This is a genomic window from bacterium (genome assembly GCA_020854115.1).
In the GTDB taxonomy this organism is placed as follows: Bacteria; Patescibacteriota; Saccharimonadia; order CAILAD01.
Map to the genome: position 1 here is coordinate 94,383 of JADZGC010000004.1, position 24,030 is coordinate 118,412.

Here is a 24,030-nt window from a genome sequence, read left to right on the forward strand (position 1 = left end):
TGTCATAATGATGGTATGGGCCAAATCAGTGATTTCCTATATGCGTATCAAGCCCAGTCTGATGCTGAGCGGGCGATTATTATCTTGCCCGAGATCTTTGGCGTCAAAGACTTCACGCGTGAGCTGGCAGGCAAGGTACAGATAGAGCTCGGCTGGAATGGGTATGTGCTTGACCATTTCTATGCTGTAACCGGTGAGGTGCAGACTTTTGCGTATGACGACATGTCGGGGATGGAGATCATGGAGCGTATGACTGGAGAACTATTTTTGCCATTATTGGCGCAGGCAGTTGGCATGATACAAGAAGCGCAGCCCAAACTAAAGCATCTTGCGGTCTGGGGATTTTGCTTTGGGGGCAAGCTCGCGTATCTCTCGGGAGTTAACCCCCATGTGACCGATATTGTTTCCTGCTATGGTGGCGCCAGTGTGCAACCGGGATTTTATGCAGGCGATTCGGTGGTCCAGGCATTAGCTCGAGCACGCTATGCGGATAAGAGTCTCAAGATCTTGGGTGTATATGGTGAGCATGATCCAATGATTCCTGCAGCTGATCGAGAAAAAATATCTACATTACTTACTGAATCTAAGATCTCACACCAGATCAAGGTGTATGACGCTGGCCACGCATTCTTCAATGAGGATCGAGCAGATCGATATGTCGAAGCTGCGGCTAAAGCTGCGTGGAATGATGTGTCAAACTGGCTTAAGCGGTAGTACCGGCAGTTAATTAAGCGCCGAATCGACGCTGTCTATTGGCGTAATCTTCTAGCGCAGCTGAGAGGTCAGTTTCATCGAAGTCCGGCCACTTCTTGTCTATAAAGTAGAGCTCGGCATAAGCTGCTCGCCAAAGCATGAAGCCACTAAGGCGTTTTTCACCAGAACTGCGGATAATCAAATCGACTGGTGGGACATCGGGCACGTATATATTCTGGCTGATTGTTTCCTCAGTAATCTCCTCTGGATTCATGCCAGAACGTACAATCCGCTTCGTGGCATCAACGATCTCCTCATGGCCGCCATAGTTTAGACACAGTACGAGTGTTCCGTTTGTATTATTCTTCGTATGGTCCTCGGCTTTTCGGATAAGCTTGAGAATTTTTTCTGACAGTCGATCGTCATTGCCGGCAATACGTATGCGCACACCCCGAGTGTGGATGTCATCGAGCTCATGCTTCGCAACCCATTCGAGTAGTTTCATGATAAATGCAACTTCTTCGGTGCTGCGCTGCCAGTTCTCGCGCGACCACACATAAGCGGTGACGTATTTGACGCCGCTCTCGAGGGTCTTGAGGCCTATTTCTTTGAAGTTTTTATACCCCTGACGGTGGCCTTCTAGGATAGGGAGGCCCTGTTCTTTTGCCCAGCGGCGGTGACCGTCAAGAATAAAGCCGACGTGGGTCGGGATGTGTGATTCGTGTTGCATACGTGTATTTGTGAAACCATTATATCCTACTCGAGCTGCGACAGAAGTCAAACACCATCTGATTTTTATCGAGAAATAGTATTGACCCCGGATGTGCAGTCGTGCTACCATCGTTGACAGGTATACATAAGGAGTAGTCCACGCGTGAGTAACCGATCCACATTTGGAGGCACCCGCCACTAAGCTGATTTTAGCTCGGGGATTCACGCGTGGCCGCCTCAAAAAAGCGCCACGTTTTTATTTTGCTCATTGACATAAGCATCTTTGATAGTAATCACTGATTCTAGCCGACGACTATCAAATATAAGGTGCGATCATAGAGAATAAGGGTAATACAAATGTGATTTAATGTTAGAGATAGTAATAGTAAACCAGCTTGCGATTGTGGACTGGTTATTTCTAACGAACCGACAACGCACTTGAAAGAGTGTGTTAGTCATCTCAAACGAGAAAAAGGGTTACGAAGAGCACATGAGGAATGCCTTGACGAACTGTGCCGATGAAGGACGTAGGAGGCTGCGATAAGCGCCGGGGAGCTGTCAACCAAGCTGTGATCCGACGATTTCCGAATGGGGAAACCCAGCGCGAGTCATGTCGCGTTACCCATGACTGAATACATAGGTCATGAGGAGGGCACCTGGGGAACTGAAACATCTAAGTACCCAGAGGAGAAGACATCAACCGAGAGTCCCGGAGTAGTGGCGAGCGAAACGGGATCAGCCCAAACTTAGTTTTTTCCTTCATTTATGAAGGTCCGCTTGGATAATTAAAACGAGGGTTGTGAGCTAGCGACTCTTCTTCGCTTGACTTGAACGTTGTTGCGCGCCTGACTATGACATCACTCCTTGTAAGAGTACATGCACGAAGTCCAAATAACTTCATGCGTATACTTGAACGACGAGCATATGTTCATACTTAAGTGCGCAAGCGCTCAAGTCGCAAAGAGCAGAGAAGCCAGGATCAAGCTGCCTGGATAAAGTTACAAAACTATCATGTTAGTGGAAGGCGCCTGGAAAGGACCGCCAAAGAGTGTGAAAGCCACGTACACGAAAACTGATAGTCTTTATTGTTGCTTGACTCGAGTAGGACGGGGCACGTGAAACCCTGTCTGAACCTGGGAGGACCACCTTCCAAGGCTAAATACACAGTTCGATCGATAGTGAACAAGTACCGTGAGGGAAAGGTGAAAAGAACCCCGCAAGGGGAGTGAAATAGAATCCTGAAATCATGTGCTTACAATGAGTCGGAGCCGCTTTACGCGGTGACGGCGTGCTTTTTGTAGAACGATCCAGCGAGTTACCGTATATCAGCAGGTTAAGTGTTTACGACACGGAGCCATAGTGAAAGCGAGGGTTAACTGCCCGCCTTTATTGTTGTATACGGTAGACCCGAAACCGGGTGACCTAACCATGGCCAGGCTGAAGCATAGGTAAAACTATGTGGAGGGCCGCACCAGGGCACGTTGCAAAGTGCTTGGATGAGCTGTGGTTAGCGGAGAAATTCCAATCGAACCCGGAGATAGCTGGTTCTCCTCGAAATAGCTTTAGGGCTAGCGTCATGAACTACCTGTCGGGGGTAGAGCACTGAATGGGTTGGGGGCTCCTCGGAGTACCCCGCTCAATCAAACTCCGAATACCGACAGAGACTACCATGGCAGTTAGAACGCGGGAGCTAAGTTCCGCGCTCGCAAGGGAAACAGCCCAGACCGCCAGCTAAGGTCCCCAAGTTATAGCTCAGTGGGAAACGAGGTGAGATTGCAGAGACAACCAGGATGTTGGCTTAGAAGCAGCCATTCATTTAAAGAGTGCGTAACAGCTCACTGGTCAAATGTGATCTTGCGCGGAAAATATAACGGGGCTCAAGCTATACACCGAAGCTGCGGACTTTCATAGTAATATGGGAGTGGTAGAGGAGCGTTGATAGGGCGCTGAAGTCGTGCTGTGAAGCACGGTGGAGCGCTATCAAGTGAGAATGCTGGAATAAGTAACCATAAGGCAGGTGAGAATCCTGCCCACCGAAAGAGCAAGGTTTCCTGGGCAACGGTTATCGTCCCAGGGTTAGTCGGGCCTAAGCCGAGGCGAGTAGCGTAGGCGATGGACAACAGGTTGATATTCCTGTACCGGTATATATGTTCCCTGCAATGACGCAGGATGGAAACGTGAGCGGATTGCTGGCCATATCCGTCTAAGTGCGTAGTCCTTTTAGGGTGAAACACGAATGAAACTGGTCGTAAGACTGGAATTCGCGCGGGCCAAACTGACAAGAAAAGCTGCAGATTAATAATATATGCCGCCCGTACCGCAAACCAACACAGGTGCTCAGGTCGAGTAGACCAAGGTGCTCGGGAGAACCCTCGTTAAGGAACTCGGCAATACAGCGACCGTAACTTCGGGATAAGGTCTGCCCCGCCACACTGTTCGCAGTTGTGGCTTGCCTGTAAGTTTCGAATACAAAAAATTCTATATCGGAGCTACAGTCTCCTCTCATTATCTTATCTGTTGATAGTGTGGCGGGGCCGCAGCGAAAGAACCCATGCGACTGTTTATCAAAAACACAGGTCCGTGCTAACTCGAAAGAGGATGTATACGGGCTGACGCCTGCCCAGTGCTGGAAGGTTAAAGGGCGGAGTGCAAGCTCCAAACTGAAGCCCCAGTGAACGGCGGCCCTAACTATAAGGGTCCTAAGGTAGCGAAATTCCTTGTCAGGTAAGTTCTGACCCGCACGAATGGCGTAACGATATGGGTACTGTCTCAACGAGGGACCCGGTGAAATTGCATTAGCGGTAAAGATGCCGTTTACCCGCACCAAGACGGAAAGACCCCGTGCAGCTTTACTACAGCTTGGCATTGTGTCCGAGCCCGACATGTGTAGCATAGGTGGGAGACTTTGAAGCATTGACGCTAGTCGATGTGGAGTCAAAATATGAAATACCACCCTTGTCGTGCTTTGACACTTACCCAGCCCGTTATCCGGGTTGGGGACCGTGTCTGGTGGGTAGTTTAACTGGGGCGGTTGCCTCCTAAAGAGTAACGGAGGCGTTCAAAGGTTGGCTAACTTCGGATGGAAATCGAAGTGATAGTGTAAGCGCACAAGCCAGCTTGACTGCGAGACATACACGTCGAGCAGGTACGAAAGTAGGAGCTAGTGACCCACTATTGGAAAGTGGAATCGGTAGTGCTCAACGGATAAAAGCTACGCCGGGGATAACAGGCTTATAGCGCCCAATCGTCCACAGAGACGGCGCTGTTTGGCACCTCGATGTCGGCTCGTCCTATCCTGGGGCTGAAGCAGGTCCCAAGGGTTTGGCTGTTCGCCAATTAAAAGGGTACGCGAGCTGGGTTCAGAACGTCGTGAGACAGTTCGGTCCCTATCTGGTGTGGGCGTATGGAAAATTGAGGAAAGTTGCTCCTAGTACGAGAGGACCGGAGTGAACGAACCTCTGGTGTACCGGTTGTCGCGCCAGCGGCATGGCCGGGTAGCTATGTTCGGACGGGATAAGCGCTGAAAGCATCTAAGCGCGAAGCCTCTTCCAAGATTAGTTTTCCCCATTAGGCTCGTTATAGACTATGACGTTGATAGGCGCTAGGTGTACGCACAGTAATGTGTTCAGCCGAGGCGTACTAATAGCCAATTGACTTTTTCTTTGCGTGACATTGTGTGATGAATTCGTTCTTCATACAAGTCACAGCATGAGACGGCTAACACGCTCTTGAAGAGTGTTGTCGAAATAAGTCACGTTTGTATCTTATTCTCTATGTGTGCCAATGAGCATCGATCTGGTAGCTTTGATTTACATTGAGGAGACATCGGACCGGTGCTTATAGCGAAGAGGTTCCACCGGTTCCCATCCCGAACACCGAAGTTAAGCTCTTCTGCGGCGATGATACTGCTCTGCGGGAAAGTAGCGCGGTGCCGGATTTATCATGAAGACCAGGTCTTAGCCTGGTCTTTTTGTTTTTATTGATGAATTATGTAATGTAAGCACAAGCGACATGAGCCTATCTCTAATTGGCACAAGACCATTTAATACCTAGCCCCGCCGCCCCTTCCGTAGAATTTTAAGTAATTCTGTATGCATGTCATTATGCCTCATTGTTATATCTAAATTCGCATTCCTTAAGATGTAGGTTGAAATGGTCGTGCCTAAGACCTCGTAATTTGGATAGACGTACTTTTGCTACTCCCCAGAGGTTTTCAATGCCATTGATGTGATTCCTGGGATTAGCGTGGCTTACAAACTCATTCTCTCCATGGTTTACCCTGAAATGTTGCTTGTAGCCCCAATCTACTAAGCCATCGTAGGCCTTCCAGCCGTTACTGTAGACCGTAGAATCACCAGTTATCCTTTCTTGTATGATCTGTTTTAGCACATCTCTGGAAGCGTTCTTTGCGACTTGGGTGTACACGCTATCCCCACGTTTTATGAGCCCAAAGACAACAATCTTCTTACCGGCTCCGCGTCCGCGTACACCACGGACTCTGCGTGGACCAAAATAGCTTTCGTCTATCATCTTTTACCACTCAGAGGGCTTGTGGCATCACAGTAACGTACAATGCAGCTATGTATGTAGGTTATGCTTCGTTAATTGCTTACAGTTTAACATTATAATGTTTGCTATCTGAATAGCTGTTAAATCCTCGTAAAAGTAACGCGCAATCTCACGATACTTCTTATCTGAAATTCGGGGACGTTTCTGGTACCGGTCGCTCATCTGTTATCTAGCATAACATTTTGGAGTTAACTGGTCTTGTACCAAAACATATAGCACCAAGCCTTGGTGCTGGCCATGGTTGCTCAACTTCATCTGCGGCCTTAATTAGTTAAGGAATGTAGCATTCGAACATAAGACTATTGACTTTGAGTCAAATATGCCGTAAAATCCTGAAGCATAACTAATTACTCGAGTAAAATCGAAGAATTAGTGAGGAGTTTTACGCGTGCTGACCGTGGAGGGTCGGCCAAAAAGCAGGCGCACTCCAGTGATTATCAATAATCAGGAGATAAGCGAATGCCAGGAACAAAGAATGGTGGCATCAAAGCCGCTGAAACCAATAAGAAACGTTATGGTAAGTCTTTTTACCAGCGCATCGGCGCTATGGGTGGAAAGAAAAGCACTGGCGGTGGTTTTGCCGCTAACCCAGAGTTGGCACGAGAAGCCGGTCGCAAGGGTGGCTTGAAGAGCCGCAAGAATAAGACCGCTAAGCAAGCAGCTTAAAACTATCGCAAGCATACAAAAAGACGCCCCTCCGAGGGCGTCTTTTTGTATGAGGCATATTTGTTAAAGTCTTATGCGACGAACGCGCGCCTGTACGTCGGTTTTGACCTGCCATCGTGTATCGCAGAGAAAACATCGATACGTAATTGCATCGTCTTGGGTTGAGAAATTATTACAGGCGGGGCAGGTAGCGCGTTGGGTTAGCCAGGAAGCATAGGTTTGGAGACATGAGCGTAGGTATTCGTCGGGGATAGTAACACTATATTGTTTACAGAGCTGCGAGGTAAGGCCCCAGGCCTGAGTTTCTAGGGCAAATAGCTCGAGGTCAGTATTGTAGTGGAAATGCCCGAGCTGAGCATGTGCTATCTCATGGAGTAGGGCAATTTGCCCTTCGTTTTCACCTACGGTATCAGAATCGTAGTAAATGATCTCGTCGGCGGCGTCGTACAAGAAGTCATCACTTGCTTCAAATTGGAGGTCATTATAGCGCTCCTGTACACGTGTTAATAACGATTGTTTCACCCTCATCACTCTCTATCATACAGCGACTTTTAGTCTTCGGCGAGCGTAGCGTCAGCTGCAACTAATAGTGCTCCCAGCAGCGGGGCGTGCTCAGTATATTTTGCCTGGAGAATAGGTGGGAGTTGATAGAACGGTTGGTAGCTACGCATAATCTTTCGTACATCTTTTATGAAGCGCTTGTAGTGTACGCCCACGCCTCCACCAATGATGACGGCTTCAGGGTCGCTTGAAACAATCAAGTCATAGAGTCCGAGCGCGATATCTTGGCTGATCTCACGCCATATGCGGCGCGAACGGATTTGGCCGGCAATTCGGCCGTAGCGCTGCCGAATTGCGGTTCCGCTAGCAATTTGCTCGAAACGCTGCGTGGGGGTTTTGAGTAGGATGCGCCCGCCTTCGGGATTGTGAGGACTTGGCAACGCCTTGCCATCCAGGATGAGGGCCGACCCGATACCAGTAGATATTGTGACGTAGAGGATGAAGCGATACTTTTTTGCACTTCCCATGCGCGCCTCACAGATACCAGCAGCCGTTGCATCATGTACCAGAGTAGCTGGTACGCGGTATCGGGCATGTAGCCAGGGAATAATAGCCGCATTGTGCCACGGTATGTGTGTAGGCTTTGTCATAACCCCGCGCTTTGTATCGAGTGGACCAGGCGCTGTGACCCCAATAGCTGTAAACGGTGCACGGATTTGCCAGCGATCGATAATTTCTTCCATATGGTGGCGTGCTACGACAAAACTAGCCGGCGTCGGAATATCAATAGTCTCTCCAACGTGTTGAGGGTGGTTGGTCTTAGTAAGGCGTATCTTCGTGCCACCAATATCGACGCCAACATAGGTTGTCATCTCTTTCTATCATACGGCTCGGGGCGCGAAAACAAAACCCTTACGCTTGCTATCTAGCCACCAGGTGCTACAATCTGGGGTAAGTGTATTAATAAGGAAATATCAGCCATATGTTGAAAAATTCAACAGTTCGCATAATTCTCGCTGCCGCAGTAGTCGTCTTAATTGTTGCTGCAACTTTTGCATATGGGAATAGCCAACGTCAGACCCAGCTTAAGAAAAACGAACAGCTCGCTCAACAGAGCAGCTCGACCTCAGAGAGCGCGTCAACTTCACCAGCTGCTAGCGCGTCTGCAACCCCAACTCCATCTAGCACCCCATCGCCAACAGTGATTACCCCTCCAAACGGCATTACTCCTGAAACTGGTGCGGGTTGGTTGGTTTCGGTACCTGTTGCACTCTTGGCAGTGCTTTATTATGTCAGTAAACAGTCTAAGGATGATACCGAGTCAGCATTGCGCAAGCAGCGCTAGGCACACTCAGTTATAGTAGCTTGAGAAGACTCGGCATAAAGCCGAGTCTTTACTTTTTACAGATAGAGAGCTATAATTGTACCCAACGTAGCAGTACTGGTCTATGAAGTACTTTTCTTTTCGTACTTCTCTTCGGTTCTGTTGCAATCTTTTTTGAAAGGAAGAAATTACATATTATGGCAGAAAAACTTATGACTATGGATGACCTCCTCGCGCAGACAGAGATGAAAGTGCTCGCTGCAGGTGATATTGTCGAGGGGAGTGTTATCTCGGCAGACAAGCATGAGATATGGCTTGATCTGGGTGCATACGGCATTGGAGTCATTCTAGGTCGCGAAATCGAGCACACAGCACAAGGGCTCAATGAAGGGGCTGAGCTGTCCGCCTCAGTACTGGAGCCAGAGACCCCAGAGGGGTACGTCATCTTGAGCCTGCGTAAGGTCGCTAAGGAGAAGGGCTGGGAGACTCTAGAGACTCGTCACGAATCTGGTGAAGTATTTGGTATTGTGCCCTTTGATGCTAACCGCGGTGGCTTGCTCATCGAAATCGACGGGATACGGGGATTCTTACCCGTAAGCCAGCTCTCAGCTGAAAATTATCCTCGCGTTTCAGGCGCAGATAAGGATGAAATCTTACATCGACTCAATCAGCTCGTTGGGCAAACGTTGATGGTTCGTATCCTTGACCTTGATCGTAAACAGAATAAACTGATTGTTTCCGAAAAGGCTGCGCGTCGCGAGATGACCGAAGATAAGATCTCCTCGATCGAGGTTGGTGCCGAAATAGAAGGCATTGTAACTGGAGTGGTCGATTTCGGGATCTTTGTTAATGTCGATGGCGTTGAGGGTATGGTCCATATTTCCGAGATAGCTTGGGATCGAGTCGAAAGTCCAAGTAAGTATGTCAAGGTTGGTGATACGGTCAAGGCGAAAGTGATTGCAATAGATTCAGATAAGCTTTCATTGTCGATGAAGCAGCTCACCCCTGACCCATGGATGAAAGAGAGCGAACAGTTCAGGGTAGGTGATAGCGTCGAAGGCACTATCAATCGCATCACTCCATTTGGTGCTTTTGTACAAGTTACCCCAGTGATTGAAGCTCTGGTACATATCTCGGAGCTATCCGAAGAACATGTCTCTGATCCGAATGATCTGGTGAGGGTAGGAGATAAGAAGACCTTCCGCATCATTGCGATTGATCCGGTACAGCATAAACTCTCATTGTCGCTTAAGCCTGCCAAGGCGGGTAAGACAGAAGCGAAAGAAAAGTAGCATATGGCGGCAGCGCGCACAGGACATATCCCAGAGCGCACCTGTCGCGCTTGTCGCAAGAAATTCCCAAAGCTTGCGTTGCATCGCTGGGTCGTAATTGATGGAGTGGCGGTGCCAGATCCTCAAAAAAATAAAGGCGGTCGTGGGTGGTATGCCTGTGATGAACCGAGCTGCCAGGCCAAAATATCACAGATTGCTGTCGGACAAGCTAGATCATTACAGCGCCGTAAGCAAGGAAACTAGATGAAAGAACATACAGACGACACATCGACTGACTCAAAGACTGAGGTACTCATTCCCCAGACTATTACTGTAGGTGAATTCGCTAAGCGGCTTGAGATGGGCCCAGCAAGACTGATTGGGGTATTGATGAAAAACGGTGTGATGGCAACGATCAATGAATCAATTGATTTTGGCACAGCTTCAATTATCGCAGACGAACTTGGTTTTCAACTCAAGCTTGAAGAAGTTGTTGATCTCAGGCCAAGTGATGAGATGGAGATAGAAGAGGAGCTCACGGATCTCCAGGACCGTCCGCCTGTGGTAGCAGTGATGGGGCATGTTGACCATGGAAAGACCAGCCTTCTTGACTCAATTCGAAATGCAGAGGTTGTAGCATCTGAGTCTGGTGGGATTACGCAGCACATCGGCGCCTATCAGGTTGAGCGCAACAAGCGCATGGGGACGTTTCTCGATACGCCAGGGCATGAGGCATTTAGTGTGATTCGGGCACATGGTGTGCGTGTGACTGATGTGGTAGTTATAGTTGTGGCAGCTGATGATGGTGTGAAGCCACAGACCAAAGAGGCAGTGCGACTTGCCCAAGAAGCTGATGCTGGTCTCGTGGTGGCAATAAATAAGGTCGACAAGCTAGACGCTGACGTCAACAAGACCAAACAACAGCTGAGTGAAATTGGTCTCGTACCAGACGATTGGGGTGGCGATGTGCCATGCGTCGAGGTCTCAGCAAAGACAGGTAACGGCATAGATACATTACTAGACATGGTATTGCTTGTGGCAGACCTCAAGAAGCCTCAAGCGCACTTTGTGGGCTCACCGCGGGGTGTAATTATTGAAAGCCACATGGAGACTGGCAAGGGAGCCGTCGTAACACTCTTAGTGCAAGAGGGGCGACTCAAGACTGGAAGTGTGATAGTGGCAGGATCGACGTATGCGAAGGTCCGAGCTCTGGAGAATGAAAAAGGCCAACGAATGAAGGCGGCAACTCCGGGTATGCCGGTGGTGGTGACTGGCTTTAAGGGTGTACCTGCGTATGGAGATTGGTTTGAGGGGGTGGCCTCTGAGAAGGTCGCCAAAGATTGGTTGGCAGCAAAGAGTAGAGAGACGAGTATCAAGAGCCTTGTGCGCAATAAGGTAGTTTCTGCAAATGATATTGAACGGGCAGTAAATCGCGGACAGGTCAAAACGGTGGCAGTTATTCTCAAAGCGGACACTCAGGGATCAGTTGAGTCAATTCTTCAAGCCCTTGAGGGAATCGGGAATGACGAGGTGGCTATCAATATCGTTTTCTCGGGGATAGGCGATATATCCGAGAACGATATTAATACCGCGAATGCAACCGGTGCAGTAGTACTTGGCTTCCATGTGTCGATTCAGTCTGCAGTGAACCAATTAGCAAAGCGAACAGGCGTTACATATAAGTTATATCAGATTATCTATGAGCTTCTCGATGATGCGCGCGAATGGCTCACAAGCCTACTTGAGCCTGAAACCATTACAACGGAGCTTGGTACGCTGGAGCTGTTGGCGATATTTAAGACAGCAAAAGATACGGTTATCTGCGGAGGCAAGGTACTCAGTGGGTCGGTAGAGCCTGGCGTTGAAATCGAAGTGGTACGTGAAGGCGAAGTGGTCGGCAGTACAGAGCTTATGGAGCTCAAAAAAGGTTCTGATGTGGTTCAGGCCGCGCTTGTGGAAGAAGAATGCGGCATGCTTGTCAAACGTACCATGACCTTCGCGGTAGGGGATATTTTTCGCTTCATTAAGCACGAGCAGGTGGCTCGTACCCTATAAGTGATGTCGCGACGGTCTGATCGGGTAGCAGAACAGATACAGCGTTATGCAGCGCAGGCCTTGGCTGAGTTGAACTTGAGTCGAGAGGTATTATTGACTGTTACACGGGCTCGAGTATCTCCTGATATGAAGCAAGCCACTGTTTGGGTCGCTGGGTGGCGGCAGCTTACGCCGGGTCAACAAGAGCGAGCGACGCACGAAGTCGCACGATTATTGGCGCGGAACCTAACGAGCAAATTTACACCGCGTGTAACTATCGAGGCAGATGATGCGGGTGAGTATGCATCGAAGATCGCTCATTTGTTATCGGGCTGAGAATTGACCCGATAACTCGGCTTGCAGTATGATGAAATATATGAAAAGCGTATTGCTTGTCGAAGACAATGACTTCATCCGCAAGATGTATTTGCTGAAGCTAGGCAAAGCTCAGGACTTTGAAGTCCTAGAAGCTGCGGACGGACTTTCTGCACTACAGGTGCTTGAACAGAAAAAGCCCGATCTTATGTTGCTCGACATCATGATGCCAAACATGAGTGGGCTCGAAGTGCTTGAAGAGATGAAGAAGAAAAATATTGCAGTGTCAGTGATTATATTGAGTAATGTGATGAGTACCGAAACACGTGAGACGGCTCAAAAATACGGCGTGAAGGACTACATCATCAAGAGTGATCTGACCCCGAGCCAGGTATTAGAAAAGATTCAATCAGCTTTGGGGTAGCTTGGGTACGCGTAGGCCGTTAAGTGCTTGTTTGGCGTCTAATATCTTGCGTCCAGGCAGCTGGACTTGATCAGCTGCGAGTGTGCCATCTTTTGTGATGAGTATAAGTTGTTTATTGTGTATATATACTCCTGGCTCTGCTGCTACATTATCTATCTGATGGGCATTGTGAATGCGTAGACGGTCTAGCTTTTCTGGCAGGACCACACTTACTCCTGGCCAGCCAGCGTAGGCACGGATCATCCGCTCGAGTTCGGTCGCCGATACATCAGATAGAGAGACTTGCCCAGCCGTTTTATTAATAAGTTTGCAAAACGTCACTCCCTCGTCGGGCTGTTCTTGCGGTACCAGGTATCCGGCTAGGTATTTGTGCAGTGTGGGGAGGAGGAGTTCTTTGCTGGCAGAGATGAGTTTTTGTGTCAATTCTTGCTTCGAGGTCATAGGGGACACTGAAAACGATACTTGACTCAATATTGGTCCAGCATCCATTTGCTCGGTAATTTTCATGATCGTAGTGCCTACCTCGGTGTCGCCTGCAAGGATGGCTGCCTCGATTGGTGAAGGGCCTCGGTATTTCGGTAGGAGTGAGGGGTGAATATTGATGATACCTTTCGAGAAGAGGGCGAGAAGATCAGGCTTGAGGATCTGACCGTAAGCGAAGAGTAATCCAGCTTCGGCCTCGAGAGGACGGAGTTCCTCAATGCAGTCACTCGTTCTGACCGGCCGAAAAAGGGGCACCTTATATTCTTTTGCGACTCGAGCGACTGGCGTATCGGTTTGATGGGCATGCGCGCCTTCTCGACTGGGCTGCGTGACAATACCAACGATATTGAGAAATGTACCGTTCTCCAGTACGTAGCTCAGAATATCAGCGCTTAACCCAGAGCTTCCAAAGAAGATTATCTTATGAGTGGTTGTGGTCATGGGCTGCCTCACGAATGACATCCGGAAGTGATTTGACAGGGTGTAGCTTATCGTCGTCGCCTAGCTCGAGCACATCATCTGCGGACTTGATTATATCGATAAATAATTTACCGTGCATGTGGTCAACCTCGTGCTGGAATACGCGCGCAGCAAAGCCTTCGAGTGTCATACGGATGGGCTGTCCATCGAGGGTCTCGGCTTTTACCTTGATCTTGCGTGCGCGGGGTATGCGAGCATAGATGCCCGGAACGGATAGGCAGCCTTCAATATCAATAACCCGGTCAGAGCTTTTCTGCACAATCTCGGGGTTTACGAAAGTCAAGAATGTCTTATCTTCCGCATCGTCAAAATTATTGCGTACTACGGTGAGTTTCATGGGCTGTCCAATCTGAATGGCTGCCAAGGCAGCACCAAACTCACTACCGTGATCCCAGTCGAGCGTGGTCTCAATCATGTCTTCAGCAAGCTGCTTGATTGCATCATCGACGAGCCCGATGCGCTTGGACTTCATGCGCAATACTTCAGATGGAATGGTGACGAGTGTGCGAATCATTCAATCATTACATCAGATAATAATGATCGGATCAAGATCAGCCTGCCATCCCGACGGAGGGGAGTCAGCTATGTCAGTCAAGGTCTTGCGTTGGGTTGATCGTACAATGAGTTGTCGTGTGTGATAGATGCCATCTTTGTGGTGGAGGGGCGTAGCTGGGCCGAGTACTTCTATATTTGGGTATTTCTGCGCCAGTAGATCTGAAAACTCGCTGGCGGCTCGCTCTGCATTTCGAGCATTTGAGCGTCGGACCCAGAGTCGTAGAAGCCAGCGATACGGTGGGTAGTGGAAGGTATGCCGATGGATCAGCTCTTGGGTGGCAAATCCATTCCAGTCATGGGCTTGGATTGCCTGTAGAATTGGTTGCTGAGGGTTATGTGTTTGGAGGATGACCCGACCTGGTATATTGCCTCGACCGGCGCGCCCAGAGGCCTGAATGATAAGGCTGGCGGCTCGCTCTGAGGCGCTAAAATCTGTTCCATGGAGCAGGCTATCAGTATCAATAATGGCAACGAGGCTTACATGTGGAAAATCGAGCCCTTTTGCGATCATTTGTGTGCCAATGAGGATATTGATTTCCCGACGTTGCATCCTCTCAAGCAAACTAGGCAGGCTATCGCGATCAATACTGTCGCGGTCCAGCCTCTCAATATGTGCATTGGGGAATAGCTGCTGGAGGGTGGTTTCGAGCTGCTTGGTGCCAATACCGGAATAGCGAAGATCATCTTGGTTGCAGGAAGGACAGCGAGATGGGGGCCACAGCTCACGATTACAGAGATGACACTTCAGTCTGCCGAGGTCGGCGTGGAGGATCATAGTGGTGTCGCAGTGGTCACAGCGCACGGCTTGGCCACAACTGTCACAACTCAGACGGCGTGCAGTGCCTCGTTTATTATGGAGAATAAGGGCTTGCTGCTGGTGCTCGAGAGTTTGTTCGATAGCATGATGTAGCTGATCGGATAGTACACCGTGCTTATTATGGTGCTCGACGAGCATAATTTCTGGGAGCTTTGCTCCACCATGTCGCGTAGGGAGGGAGAGGCGTGCGATGCGTCCGCGATGTACCAGTTCGAGCGTCGTCAGCGAGGGGGTGGCCGATCCGAGGACGAGCCGGGCACCAGTCAGCTGCGCTAGGCGACCGGCTACTGTCACTGCGTGGTAGCGCGGGCTTTGATCTTGCTTGTAGCTTGTGTCGTGTTCTTCATCAATAATGATGAGTCCCAAATTATGGATTGGCAAGAAAAGTGCCGAACGAGCTCCCAGGTACACTTGAGGGGTCGTATTACTTAGGGCCTTGAGCCAGACTGCCCGGCGCTGGGTTGCTGTGAGTCCAGAGTGTGTCACGAGTAATGAAGCTCCAAGGCTCTCTTCTAGTCGCCGTTGGAGGTGTGTTGATAGGACTATTTCTGGCGCCAGGATAAGTACTGATTGGCCACGCTCCAGGGTAGACTGAATCAGATCTTCATAGATGCGTGTTTTGCCCGAGCCAGTAATACCTTGGATGAGTACGGCTTTTTGTGAAGGGAGTTTCTGTATTGCTTTAATGACTTGCTCTTGTTCGATGGAGAGTGGTGGCAGGTGTGCCGGTGCCTGGGCGACCGAATCTTGAAGTAGTCCTTTACGCGGCTTGGCCTGGAGTCCAGATGGCAAGATCGTGTGCCAGATTGCCCGGGGATGAGCCGCGTAGTACTCACCAAGCCATTCTGCGAGCTTGAGGTAGTGCTTTGGGGGTTGCGGTAAGTCAAGGACGCGCGAAACTGGCTTGAGCTTCTCTAGTGCAATGTCGCTTGAAGTTCGAGTGGCGATGACGATACCGGTAGTTTGCGTTTTCCCGAACGGCACTACCACCCATTGGCCAGACTGAAGTACTTTATCGTGCACATAGTCGAAAACTTTAGCTGGTCGTCTAGGGTAGTTTGTGACGAGGACAGATACAATGATTGATGGAACTGTTCGTTTCATATTCGTTCCTAGTGTATCAGGTCTGCATAGAAAACACCCAGCTTTGACTCATCAGGGTAGATAAGATATGATCTGTGCTTAGAGTATGCAACCAAAGCAACTGAGGCGACGATTAGTAATAATAGTGTTACTCGCGGCTATCGCGATAGCTTTGGTGTTACCGCGTGAAGACCGTATTTTACGAGCGATTGGCATAAAAAACCTGACACCAAAAGTAAAACTCGGTCTGGACTTACAGGGAGGTACAAGCTTAACGTACGAAGCAGATCTCAACGACACCCCAACAGAAGAACGATCGAAGGCGATGGAGGGGGTACTCAATGTGATTACGAAGCGAGTGAACCCAACTGGCACGAGTGAGGCGGTCATTCAGCAGTCGGGCCAAAATAGAATCGTAGTGCAGCTACCAGGAGTAACTGATGCTCAGGCTGCAGCTGACCAGATAGGTCGCACGGCTCAACTGTCGTTTTATTCACTGTCGGGTGATGAGCAGCCAGTACCCGAACAGACTGATCTGACAGGTAAGGATCTCGAGCAGGCCACGGCCGATATTGATCCACAGACTGCTACGCCTATTATTCGATTCAATATGAAGTCAGGTGATGCTACGAAGAAATTCTCTGAGCTTACCACCAAGATTAATCAAAGTGGTGGCCGCTTGGTGATCGTTCTTGATAATGAAGTACTGTTTAATGGTACTGTTTCGACACCAATTACTGACGGTGTGGGTCAGATGACCGGCTTTGAGGACGTCCAGACCGCTAAAGAGACCGCAGTCTTACTGAACGCGGGCGCTTTGCCGGTGCCAGTAGCGCTTTCGAGCCAGCAGACCATTGGGGCGACCCTTGGGTCGGAATCAATTGCTCGCTCTATGATAGCGGGTGTGATTGGGATTGTGGCAGTGATGCTCTTCATGATCTTTAGCTATCGCTGGGCGGGTGTGATTGCAAGTGCGGCTCTGACATTATATGCACTCTTCAATATTGTCATATTTAAGCTGGCGAGCATTACGCCGTGGCCGATAGTTTTGACGCTCGCTGGTATCGCTGGCTTTGTGCTCTCGGTTGGTATGGCGGTGGATGCAAATATTTTGATATTTGAACGCATGAAAGAAGAGATGCGATCTGGTAAGACAGTGCATACGGCGATGATTACGGGCTTTAAGCGCGCGTGGAGCTCCATACGTGACTCTAATATTTCAACACTACTCACTTGCCTTATCCTCTATACATTTGGTGCGCCGATTATTAAAGGCTTTGCCGTGACTCTCGCGCTTGGAGTCATGATCTCAATGGTGACCGCAATTACGATCTCTCGCACATTCTTGCAGTTATTTGCCGATACTAAGTTTGGCTCGAATCCGAAGCGTTATAGTAATATCCCAGTGGAGCATACTGGGAAGGAGGCGGTCTCATGAATGTGATTGGACGCCGACGCCTATGGTTTGCAATTTCATTATTAGTGATTATTCCCGGCACGATCTCATTGTTTATTTGGGGGCTACGACCAGGTATTGACTTTGCTGGTGGTCAGTCAATGGAGATTGCTGGTACACAGGATCAACAATTCGTACGTGATACATTGGCCAGCGTGGGCGCTCGCGACATTGTCATCACTACTACTGGTACCGATAAACTGTTGGCACGCTATCGAGACGAAGAGGGTAAGGACTCTACAGTGACTAGTAATGAAATCAAGACTAAATTAGCCACGCAGAATGCTCAGCCGACCAATTTTGAATCGATTGGCCCAGCTGTCAGTCGAGATATCACTCGCAATGCCTTTGTATCCGTCGGGCTGGCTTCCCTGGCTATCGTATTCTTTATTGCGTTTGCGTTTCGCAATACACCGCCTCCTGTGAGCCCATGGAGCTTTGGTGTCACAGCCGTGATTGCACTTTTGCATGACACATTGGTGATAGTTGGTATTTTCTCACTGCTTGGGCGGTTTGCGAACGTCGAAATAGATTCACTCTTCGTCACTGCGGTACTGACAGCGATCGGTTTCTCGGTTCACGATACGATCGTGGTGTATGATCGTATCCGCGAGAATTTGAAGCGCTCAAGTGAGTCATTTGAAGTGGTTGTAAATGACAGTATTGTCGAGACCATGGCTCGATCCTTAGGTACAAGTTTGACGGTGATCTTTACACTTCTCGCTTTATTGATATTTGGTGGTGAGACGATTCGTCTGTTCATATTCGCTCTCTTGGTTGGCATTATGTCTGGTACGTATTCTTCTATCTTTAATGCAGCTCCTATGCTGGTAGTGTGGCACAACTTCAAGTTTAAGCGTCGTGCTGCGAAGAAGCTCAAGAAGACTTAGTCTGAAGTATTGTTCTTGACTACGTAGACCCCATTCTTGGTGTCTGGGTCGGTCTTATTTTCGAGTACGCATGACAATGTGAAGCTGCTTCCGTCGGAGGTGTAGCCATATTGAATAATACTACCCTCTTTTGATGCCGGGTCGTTGGGGATCTTGACGATATATGGTGGGGATGTCTGAGTAAGTGGTTCGAGCACGGCGATATTCGACCCAGTGGGGTATACGCCGGCGTTTTTCTTGTAGGACTCTATACTGATCGAAAGTGAATTTAAATCAGCCTTACGCTGTTTGTCGCGCTGCTGTTGGGCAAGATTACTTGGTGTTGCAGATGGAGAGATACTAGATTTGACTTGAGCCGTGGGTACAGGTGCTTTCGAGAGTAGCCAGGCTGTAATCATACCTCCGAGAACGATTACTACACTCAAGGAAATCAGGATTATGTTCTTGTTCTGACGGGAAGTCTGGCTTTCTGTGCTAGCAGCTTTGAGGAGTTCTTCAGCGCGTTCTGTGGCAGTTGTGTGGTGTGTATGGGGATGTGGCGCGATAGGTTCATGCGCGCGTGACTCTTTTAGGGCATCGCGGAGCAACTTTTGCTCCGTCTCCGTTAAGGATGGTACTGTGTCGGTATTTGTGCTGACTGTGTTTTGGGTGGGTTGCGTTGACGCGGTACTTTCTAGCCTGGGCTGTTGATTGGGGGCTTTGAGCTCAAGTTCTTCCATTTGAGCGAGTCGTTCGCGCAGTCTCTTACGATATTGACTTGATGCATGGTGATTGATGATCGTCGCTTGCGTAGATTGCATATGCCGATGTGCTTCATGAGGGCTATTGCGATCTTCGGAGTATTCTTGAAACTGATCATTTATCTGAATAGTATCGTCCCCCGAAGGCGTTGTAGTACGTGTTTGGCTATGCGGAGGTGTACGCTTCCCGCAGGTTGGACAAGCGTATCCTATATCTGTTGTAACTATTGCTGATCCGCAGGCAGGGCATGAGTGTAACATAGCTTAACTATTATTGTAGCGTACTCTGAGCACGAAAACTATTGTAAATAATACTGTTGTGATATATGCTATAGTTACTTTTTTAGCAATACATCAAACAATCAGAAAAAATCAACAGTGGCAGTAAACAAAGATGCTCCAACATTTTATAACATCAAAAACACGTCGAAAAATCATCACTGTATTCTCGAAATACCCGGATTATCGCGTTCACGTTCGTGGGCTTGCTAAGTTGATACGCGAAGATCCGGGTAATGTTGCGCGCGAGCTGGAACGCTTAGCGCGTATTAAGTATGTACATACAGCCAAACAAGCAAATACCAAGCTTTTTTGGGTGAATCAAAATTTCTTACTTTATAAAGAGTTACAGGCTATGGTACTCAAGACAACAAGAAAAACAAAGAAAGATATATGAAAAGATTGATTACAAAAATAGTTCAAGATATCCGAAGAGTTGACCGTCAGTTCGCACGTGAGCGCATGCGCACCCCGCAGATTTCACGACGCATATATCAAAGTCAAACTCCACTCGGTTTTCGATCTAGGGCCACACACTCGTATTTTGTTCGCTAGTCGATCATAATAAGAGTTCATGAAAGAATTTGCGCGGATTGATTGGCGTCTGCCGCCTCAGGAAGAGGTACTTCTTGAGGATTTGGCTATGACTATTTTGTCACGCCGAGGATTCAGTGAGGCGCAGTCGCTTGATAGCTTGCATCCACGGTATGATTCGCTTGGGGATCCATTCGGCTTACAAGATATGGAGCTGGCCGTATCGGCTATTCTAGATTTTCGTGATAAGAATGAGAAGATTATTATTTATGGGGACTATGATATCGATGGACTCACCGCCAGTAGCTTGCTAGCTGATGTGTGCAGTCAATTACATATCAAACATGAGGTATATATACCCGATAGGTTTGAAGAAGGCTATGGTATACATGTACGGGCTCTTGAAAAATTATCCGAGCAAGGTGCTCGCACGATCGTAAGTGTAGACTGTGGTAGTTCGGCGCTTGAGGCTGCACAAGCCGCCCAGCGGCTTGGGATTCGGCTCATCATCACTGATCATCACGCCCTTATCGCTCAAGAGCTGGAGGGTGCGTATGCGCATATTAATCCATTGCGGGAGGCGAACCAGTACCCTGAAAAATATCTTTCAGGTGTAGGAGTAGCTTTTGCGCTCGCACGAGCTCTCCAGCAAGCAAGTGAGTATTCAATTCCTGCAGGGCAAGAAAAATGGCTGCTTGACCTAGTAGCGCTTGGTACGATTTGTGATGTTGTGCCATTGACCGGCGAGAACCGGGTGCTGGCATCATATGGGTTGCAGGTATTGCGTAAGACACGTCGTGCTGGCTTACGAGCTCTCGCAAGGGTGAGTGGAGTTATGCTTGAAGGTATCTCGGCAGAAGATCTTGGCTTCAAGCTGGGGCCTCGATTGAATGCGGCCGGCCGACTTGAGCATGCACAGCATGCACTCAAGATGTTACTGGCAGTAGACTACGAGCAGGCGTTCGAGCATGCAGAGTACCTCCAGAAGCTAAATACTCAAAGGCAGGCTGATACAAAGTGGATCCATGAATCCGCCCGCGAGCAAGCGCAGCGATATCTCGATGATCCAATTTTGGTCCTATCTGATACATCGTGGTCACATGGTATCGTTGGATTGGTGGCCAGCCGAATTAGCGAGGAGTATCATCGACCAGCGTTTTTACTGCAGCTGGAAGGTAATCTGGCAAAGGGGTCGGGGAGGAGTTATGCAGGTATTTCGATTATCGATATTATGCGGAAGCAAGATGCAATACTTGATCGGTATGGTGGCCACGCTGCAGCCGCTGGTATGACTATAGCTTCCGAAAAGATAGATTTGTTTAGGGAACGGATGATCGAAACAGTATCACAGCTGGGGGATGACGTATGGACCAAGCAAGAGACAGTCGATGCCTGGTTGCAGCCAGAATTTGTTAGTCTTGAAGGATTCGCGCAACTTGAAAAACTCGAGCCTACTGGACGAGATCACCCGGGGGTACGATTTGTATTCGATGGAGAGATTACTGGCATCAGGCCGGTGGGCGCAGACGGGAGTCATTACCAGCTATCAGTTCGTGTCCAGGAACGAGAACAGCGCATGATTGCGTTTGGCGCCGCAGTTAAGTGGCCGTTGCTAAAAATGGGCGACATCATTCGTGGTGTCGTTCGACTGGGTCGTTCTGAGTGGCGAGGGGTGGCTCGCATAGAGGTGATGTTATTAGATATACTGGATAACCCATATGCCTAAGCAAAAGACATCCAGGATCATTCCGAAGTTTATTCGCGATATGCAGTATACCGAAGATGAGCGTCAGGACATAGCTCGGGCATATTGGTTTAGTCGCGACAGGCATCGTAATCAGTTGCGAAAGAGCGGGGAGGCATACATTATTCACCCGATCGCTGTCGCACAAATACTGGCCGGATGGCACGTCGATATTCCTACGATACAGGCTGGATTGTTACACGATACCCTCGAGGACACGCAGACGACAAGTGAGGAGATTCGGGCTGAATTTGGTGAGGTGTGCACACAGTTGGTTGAGGCAGTTACGAAGATTGGGTCACTGCAATCTCAGATTGCGCATACGGCTACTCCTGAATCGATTGAAAACATCCGAAAGTTACTCTTAGCGATGAGTCACGACATTAGAGTTATCCTCGTGAAGCTTGCGGATAGGCTGCACAATATGAGGACCATTCAATATCTGTCAGAGCACAAGCAGCGTCGTAAGGCACAGGAGACTCTTGATATTTATGCTCCTATAGCTGATCGATTAGGTATGGGTGAATTGCGTGCCGAGCTGGAGGATAGATCGTTTGCAGTGGTGCATCCAAAAGAATATGCGCGCATCAAAGAGCTTGCTCAACCCTATGTAAAACGTGGCGAGCAGCTTTTGGCGACGATTAAGCCGGAAATTGAGGCGGATTGTCGATCAGAGGGTATACAATTTGAGGTAACAAGTAGAATAAAAAACGTATTCAGTATACATAAGAAGCTTGCGAAGTATGACCAAGATTTCTCAAAAATACGTGATCTTGTTGCGCTCAGGATTATCGTTGAATCTATACCTGATTGCTATCGCGCGTTGGGCCTTATTCATGCACGATACAAGCCGCTTTTACTATTTATCAAGGATTATATCGCAGTACCAAAGCCCAATGGGTATCAGTCACTTCATACAACTGTTCTTGGAAAAAATCAGGTATTTGAAGTGCAAATTAGGACTCAGCATATGCATGAATATGCTGAGCAAGGGTTAGCTGCACACTTCTATTACAACGAGTCAAAACAACAGCAACAATACAAGACTGGCGGAGGAGTAGTGTTGCCTAAAAAGTACGAATGGGTAAAAAATTTGCTCGACTGGCAAGAAGCGTTTGAGCATGAAAAAGACATACGGTCTGCATTGCAGCTTGACGTATTCCAGCAGCGTATCTTTGTATTTTCTCCCAACGGCGACTTGTTCGATCTACCAGAAGGCGCTACACCTGTAGACTTCGCTTTTGCGGTGCATACAGATTTGGGTATGGCATGCCGTGGCGCACGAATTAATGGCAAAATGATGCCACTGGATACTCGACTTGAAAATCGAGATGTCGTTGAGATTTTTGCGTTTGTGAAAGCGCCGAGACCAAGTAGGGACTGGCTGAGCTTTGTTGTAACCGCGAAAGCACGCTCACGTATTAAGGCTTGGCTGCGCAATCAAGAGCGTACGACTGCCGAGCAGGAAGGTATGCGTTTGCTTGATGAATATATTCGCACTGTGGCTGATCGAAGCTGGGAACAGTTGCCTCCAAGTACAAAGCGAGTGGTGCTTGAGTCGTATGAGTTATCTGATAGTTCAGCGCTAGCCGAGGCTGTCTACGAGGGGAAGGTGAAGTTGGCAGACATCTCGCGGCTTGTATTAATGCAACGTCAGCAGCAGGCTAGAGCCTTCTTGCCTGTAAAATTCTTGCGCAAGCGTGGGCCACGACCGGTTTCTCTCGTACCCGGTATAGAGCGTGAGCATATTTCGCGTGCAGGATGTTGCTCTCCGACATATCCTCAGGAAATTGTGGGCTATGTAAGTCGCGCTGGGTTGATTCGAGTGCACCGAAAAGACTGTGATCGAATCGCTGCTGATTTCCAGCGTTGCCTTCCAGCTTATTGGTATTATGATTCGACTGACCGCATTCGCTTGAAAGGGGATTCGGCGATGGCCACCTCAATGCTCAAGGCCATATCTTCCTATCTATCTGCGTTTGATGCTCGTGCAGCAAAGATTACTCAAAACTCAATTGGGGATACCGTGGAGATAGAGGTTGCATTGAGCCTGGTGCGCATGGATCGCTGGGCTGATTTATTGAGGGCGCTACATCGTGTACCGGGAGTATTGGATGTAGAGCATATTGTCGGGTAGAATGTGTATATCCTTGGAGTCTTGCTGTTTTTGAGAAAATCTGCTAATATACATATCTGTTATGGTCAGATCATTGGCCCAATGCCATTAGAAAGGATTACGTATAAAATATGCTTCATGTTGAACGCAAGGATGATGAGTCTCTAGAGAGTTTGATTCGTCGTTTCAATAAGAAAGTGACTCAAGCTGGTATTTTGAGCTCGGCTCGTCGTAAAAAGTATTTCGAGAAGCCTCTCACCAAGCGCGAAGAGCGCGAGATTGCAATTCGTAAGCGTGTTCGAAAAGAGCAGAAGACACGCGAAATGCTTAGTATTCGAGGGTAAA

At 48.7% G+C, this 24,030-nt stretch carries 21 protein-coding genes, 2 rRNA genes and 1 pseudogene; 16 read left to right on the forward strand and 8 right to left on the reverse strand.

What is annotated here, in order from left to right; all coding sequences use genetic code 11:
* Positions 1-15 precede the first annotated feature (15 nt).
* Positions 16-714 carry a dienelactone hydrolase family protein gene (locus IT415_00775; GenBank protein ID MCC7543227.1) on the forward strand — a complete coding sequence of 233 codons (699 nt, stop codon included), beginning with the start codon at positions 16-18 and terminating at the stop codon, positions 712-714.
* 13 nt (positions 715-727) lie between these two features.
* Here the strand turns inward: IT415_00775 and uppS are convergent, their stop codons facing one another.
* Entirely contained in the window at positions 728-1,423 is a 696-nt protein-coding gene (gene uppS, locus IT415_00780; GenBank protein ID MCC7543228.1) for a di-trans,poly-cis-decaprenylcistransferase, read from the reverse strand.
* 449 nt (positions 1,424-1,872) lie between these two features.
* Here uppS and IT415_00785 point away from each other — a divergent pair.
* Together IT415_00785 and rrf are read left to right on the forward strand one after the other, a co-directional pair.
* Positions 1,873-5,067: ribosomal RNA gene (locus IT415_00785) — 23S ribosomal RNA — on the forward strand.
* 166 nt (positions 5,068-5,233) lie between these two features.
* Positions 5,234-5,341, forward strand: a 5S ribosomal RNA gene (rrf, locus tag IT415_00790).
* A gap of 112 nt (positions 5,342-5,453) precedes the next feature.
* Here rrf and IT415_00795 read toward each other — a convergent pair.
* Positions 5,454-6,135 (reverse strand): annotated as a pseudogene (locus IT415_00795) (IS1595 family transposase).
* Between the two features lie 297 nt (positions 6,136-6,432).
* On the opposite strand from IT415_00795, the gene IT415_00800 reads away from it, so the two are divergent.
* Positions 6,433-6,639: a hypothetical protein gene (locus tag IT415_00800; protein ID MCC7543229.1), complete on the forward strand. Its 207-nt coding sequence runs from the start codon at positions 6,433-6,435 to the stop codon at positions 6,637-6,639.
* Positions 6,640-6,702: 63 nt separating this feature from the next.
* Here the strand turns inward: IT415_00800 and IT415_00805 are convergent, their stop codons facing one another.
* Positions 6,703-7,167 carry a hypothetical protein gene (locus IT415_00805; protein MCC7543230.1) on the reverse strand — a complete coding sequence of 155 codons (465 nt, stop codon included), beginning with the start codon at positions 7,165-7,167 and terminating at the stop codon, positions 6,703-6,705.
* Between the two features lie 23 nt (positions 7,168-7,190).
* On the reverse strand, positions 7,191-8,012 hold the full coding sequence (locus IT415_00810; GenBank protein ID MCC7543231.1) for an ROK family protein: 822 nt from the start codon (positions 8,010-8,012) through the stop codon (positions 7,191-7,193).
* A gap of 110 nt (positions 8,013-8,122) precedes the next feature.
* Here IT415_00810 and IT415_00815 point away from each other — a divergent pair, with 110 nt between their 5' ends.
* The 6 genes from IT415_00815 to IT415_00840 all read left to right on the forward strand — a co-directional run bounded on the left by IT415_00815 (position 8,123) and on the right by IT415_00840 (position 12,508).
* Positions 8,123-8,485 (forward strand): hypothetical protein, encoded by a 363-nt coding sequence (locus IT415_00815; protein ID MCC7543232.1) that lies wholly within the window; start codon positions 8,123-8,125, stop codon positions 8,483-8,485.
* Positions 8,486-8,661: 176 nt separating this feature from the next.
* A complete protein-coding gene (locus IT415_00820) occupies positions 8,662-9,756 on the forward strand; it encodes a S1 RNA-binding domain-containing protein (protein ID MCC7543233.1) in 1,095 nt (364 codons plus the stop codon).
* 3 nt (positions 9,757-9,759) lie between these two features.
* Positions 9,760-9,999: a DUF448 domain-containing protein gene (locus IT415_00825; GenBank protein ID MCC7543234.1), complete on the forward strand. Its 240-nt coding sequence runs from the start codon at positions 9,760-9,762 to the stop codon at positions 9,997-9,999.
* The gene (locus tag IT415_00830; GenBank protein MCC7543235.1) at positions 10,000-11,790 is read left to right on the forward strand and encodes a translation initiation factor IF-2; all 1,791 of its coding nucleotides are present in this window, start codon (positions 10,000-10,002) and stop codon (positions 11,788-11,790) included. It begins immediately after the preceding gene.
* Positions 11,791-11,793: 3 nt separating this feature from the next.
* On the forward strand, positions 11,794-12,105 hold the full coding sequence (locus IT415_00835; GenBank protein ID MCC7543236.1) for a ribosome-binding factor A: 312 nt from the start codon (positions 11,794-11,796) through the stop codon (positions 12,103-12,105).
* A 40-nt stretch (positions 12,106-12,145) separates the two neighbouring features.
* Positions 12,146-12,508: a response regulator gene (locus IT415_00840; protein ID MCC7543237.1), complete on the forward strand. Its 363-nt coding sequence runs from the start codon at positions 12,146-12,148 to the stop codon at positions 12,506-12,508.
* On the opposite strand, the gene fmt is transcribed toward IT415_00840, so the two are convergent.
* Genes fmt through priA form a run of 3 tightly spaced genes read right to left on the reverse strand, consistent with a single transcriptional unit; the run spans position 12,494 to position 15,947 of the window.
* Positions 12,494-13,432, reverse strand: coding sequence for a methionyl-tRNA formyltransferase (gene fmt / locus IT415_00845; GenBank protein MCC7543238.1), 939 nt, complete (start codon positions 13,430-13,432; stop codon positions 12,494-12,496). The genes IT415_00840 and fmt overlap by 15 nt on opposite strands.
* Positions 13,413-13,985, reverse strand: a complete 573-nt coding sequence (def, locus tag IT415_00850; protein MCC7543239.1) for a peptide deformylase — start codon at positions 13,983-13,985, stop codon at positions 13,413-13,415. Before def ends, fmt begins: the two co-directional genes overlap by 20 nt.
* A 12-nt stretch (positions 13,986-13,997) precedes the next feature.
* Positions 13,998-15,947 carry a primosomal protein N' gene (gene priA / locus IT415_00855; protein ID MCC7543240.1) on the reverse strand — a complete coding sequence of 650 codons (1,950 nt, stop codon included), beginning with the start codon at positions 15,945-15,947 and terminating at the stop codon, positions 13,998-14,000.
* 85 nt (positions 15,948-16,032) lie between these two features.
* On the opposite strand from priA, the gene secD reads away from it, so the two are divergent.
* Positions 16,033-17,364 (forward strand): protein translocase subunit SecD, encoded by a 1,332-nt coding sequence (gene secD / locus IT415_00860; GenBank protein ID MCC7543241.1) that lies wholly within the window; start codon positions 16,033-16,035, stop codon positions 17,362-17,364.
* Positions 17,361-18,272 (forward strand): protein translocase subunit SecF, encoded by a 912-nt coding sequence (gene secF, locus IT415_00865; GenBank protein MCC7543242.1) that lies wholly within the window; start codon positions 17,361-17,363, stop codon positions 18,270-18,272. Before secD ends, secF begins: the two co-directional genes overlap by 4 nt.
* On the opposite strand, the gene IT415_00870 is transcribed toward secF, so the two are convergent.
* A complete protein-coding gene (locus tag IT415_00870) occupies positions 18,269-19,273 on the reverse strand; it encodes a hypothetical protein (protein MCC7543243.1) in 1,005 nt (334 codons plus the stop codon). The two genes, secF and IT415_00870, sit on opposite strands and share 4 nt — an antisense overlap.
* A 133-nt stretch (positions 19,274-19,406) precedes the next feature.
* Here IT415_00870 and IT415_00875 point away from each other — a divergent pair, with 133 nt between their 5' ends.
* From IT415_00875 to rpsU, 4 genes are all read left to right on the forward strand, one after another.
* Entirely contained in the window at positions 19,407-19,688 is a 282-nt protein-coding gene (locus tag IT415_00875) for an ArsR family transcriptional regulator (GenBank protein MCC7543244.1), read from the forward strand.
* Positions 19,689-19,865: 177 nt separating this feature from the next.
* A complete protein-coding gene (recJ, locus tag IT415_00880; GenBank protein ID MCC7543245.1) occupies positions 19,866-21,551 on the forward strand; it encodes a single-stranded-DNA-specific exonuclease RecJ in 1,686 nt (561 codons plus the stop codon).
* The gene (locus IT415_00885; GenBank protein ID MCC7543246.1) at positions 21,544-23,706 is read left to right on the forward strand and encodes a bifunctional (p)ppGpp synthetase/guanosine-3',5'-bis(diphosphate) 3'-pyrophosphohydrolase; all 2,163 of its coding nucleotides are present in this window, start codon (positions 21,544-21,546) and stop codon (positions 23,704-23,706) included. The genes recJ and IT415_00885 overlap by 8 nt, the downstream gene beginning before the upstream one ends.
* Before the next feature lie 110 nt (positions 23,707-23,816).
* Positions 23,817-24,029 (forward strand): 30S ribosomal protein S21, encoded by a 213-nt coding sequence (gene rpsU, locus IT415_00890; GenBank protein ID MCC7543247.1) that lies wholly within the window; start codon positions 23,817-23,819, stop codon positions 24,027-24,029.
* Position 24,030 lies beyond the last annotated feature (1 nt).

Coding starts and splice junctions, on each gene's coding strand:
- IT415_00775 (MCC7543227.1), top strand. CDS start 16: ATGGGCCAAATCAGTGATTTCCTATATGCGTATCAAGCCCAGTCTGAT.
- uppS (MCC7543228.1), bottom strand. CDS start 1,423: ATGCAACACGAATCACACATCCCGACCCACGTCGGCTTTATTCTTGAC.
- IT415_00800 (MCC7543229.1), top strand. CDS start 6,433: ATGCCAGGAACAAAGAATGGTGGCATCAAAGCCGCTGAAACCAATAAG.
- IT415_00805 (MCC7543230.1), bottom strand. CDS start 7,167: ATGAGGGTGAAACAATCGTTATTAACACGTGTACAGGAGCGCTATAAT.
- IT415_00810 (MCC7543231.1), bottom strand. CDS start 8,012: ATGACAACCTATGTTGGCGTCGATATTGGTGGCACGAAGATACGCCTT.
- IT415_00815 (MCC7543232.1), top strand. CDS start 8,123: ATGTTGAAAAATTCAACAGTTCGCATAATTCTCGCTGCCGCAGTAGTC.
- IT415_00820 (MCC7543233.1), top strand. CDS start 8,662: ATGGCAGAAAAACTTATGACTATGGATGACCTCCTCGCGCAGACAGAG.
- IT415_00825 (MCC7543234.1), top strand. CDS start 9,760: ATGGCGGCAGCGCGCACAGGACATATCCCAGAGCGCACCTGTCGCGCT.
- IT415_00830 (MCC7543235.1), top strand. CDS start 10,000: ATGAAAGAACATACAGACGACACATCGACTGACTCAAAGACTGAGGTA.
- IT415_00835 (MCC7543236.1), top strand. CDS start 11,794: ATGTCGCGACGGTCTGATCGGGTAGCAGAACAGATACAGCGTTATGCA.
- IT415_00840 (MCC7543237.1), top strand. CDS start 12,146: ATGAAAAGCGTATTGCTTGTCGAAGACAATGACTTCATCCGCAAGATG.
- fmt (MCC7543238.1), bottom strand. CDS start 13,432: ATGACCACAACCACTCATAAGATAATCTTCTTTGGAAGCTCTGGGTTA.
- def (MCC7543239.1), bottom strand. CDS start 13,985: ATGATTCGCACACTCGTCACCATTCCATCTGAAGTATTGCGCATGAAG.
- priA (MCC7543240.1), bottom strand. CDS start 15,947: ATGAAACGAACAGTTCCATCAATCATTGTATCTGTCCTCGTCACAAAC.
- secD (MCC7543241.1), top strand. CDS start 16,033: ATGCAACCAAAGCAACTGAGGCGACGATTAGTAATAATAGTGTTACTC.
- secF (MCC7543242.1), top strand. CDS start 17,361: ATGAATGTGATTGGACGCCGACGCCTATGGTTTGCAATTTCATTATTA.
- IT415_00870 (MCC7543243.1), bottom strand. CDS start 19,273: ATGTTACACTCATGCCCTGCCTGCGGATCAGCAATAGTTACAACAGAT.
- IT415_00875 (MCC7543244.1), top strand. CDS start 19,407: ATGCTCCAACATTTTATAACATCAAAAACACGTCGAAAAATCATCACT.
- recJ (MCC7543245.1), top strand. CDS start 19,866: ATGAAAGAATTTGCGCGGATTGATTGGCGTCTGCCGCCTCAGGAAGAG.
- IT415_00885 (MCC7543246.1), top strand. CDS start 21,544: ATGCCTAAGCAAAAGACATCCAGGATCATTCCGAAGTTTATTCGCGAT.
- rpsU (MCC7543247.1), top strand. CDS start 23,817: ATGCTTCATGTTGAACGCAAGGATGATGAGTCTCTAGAGAGTTTGATT.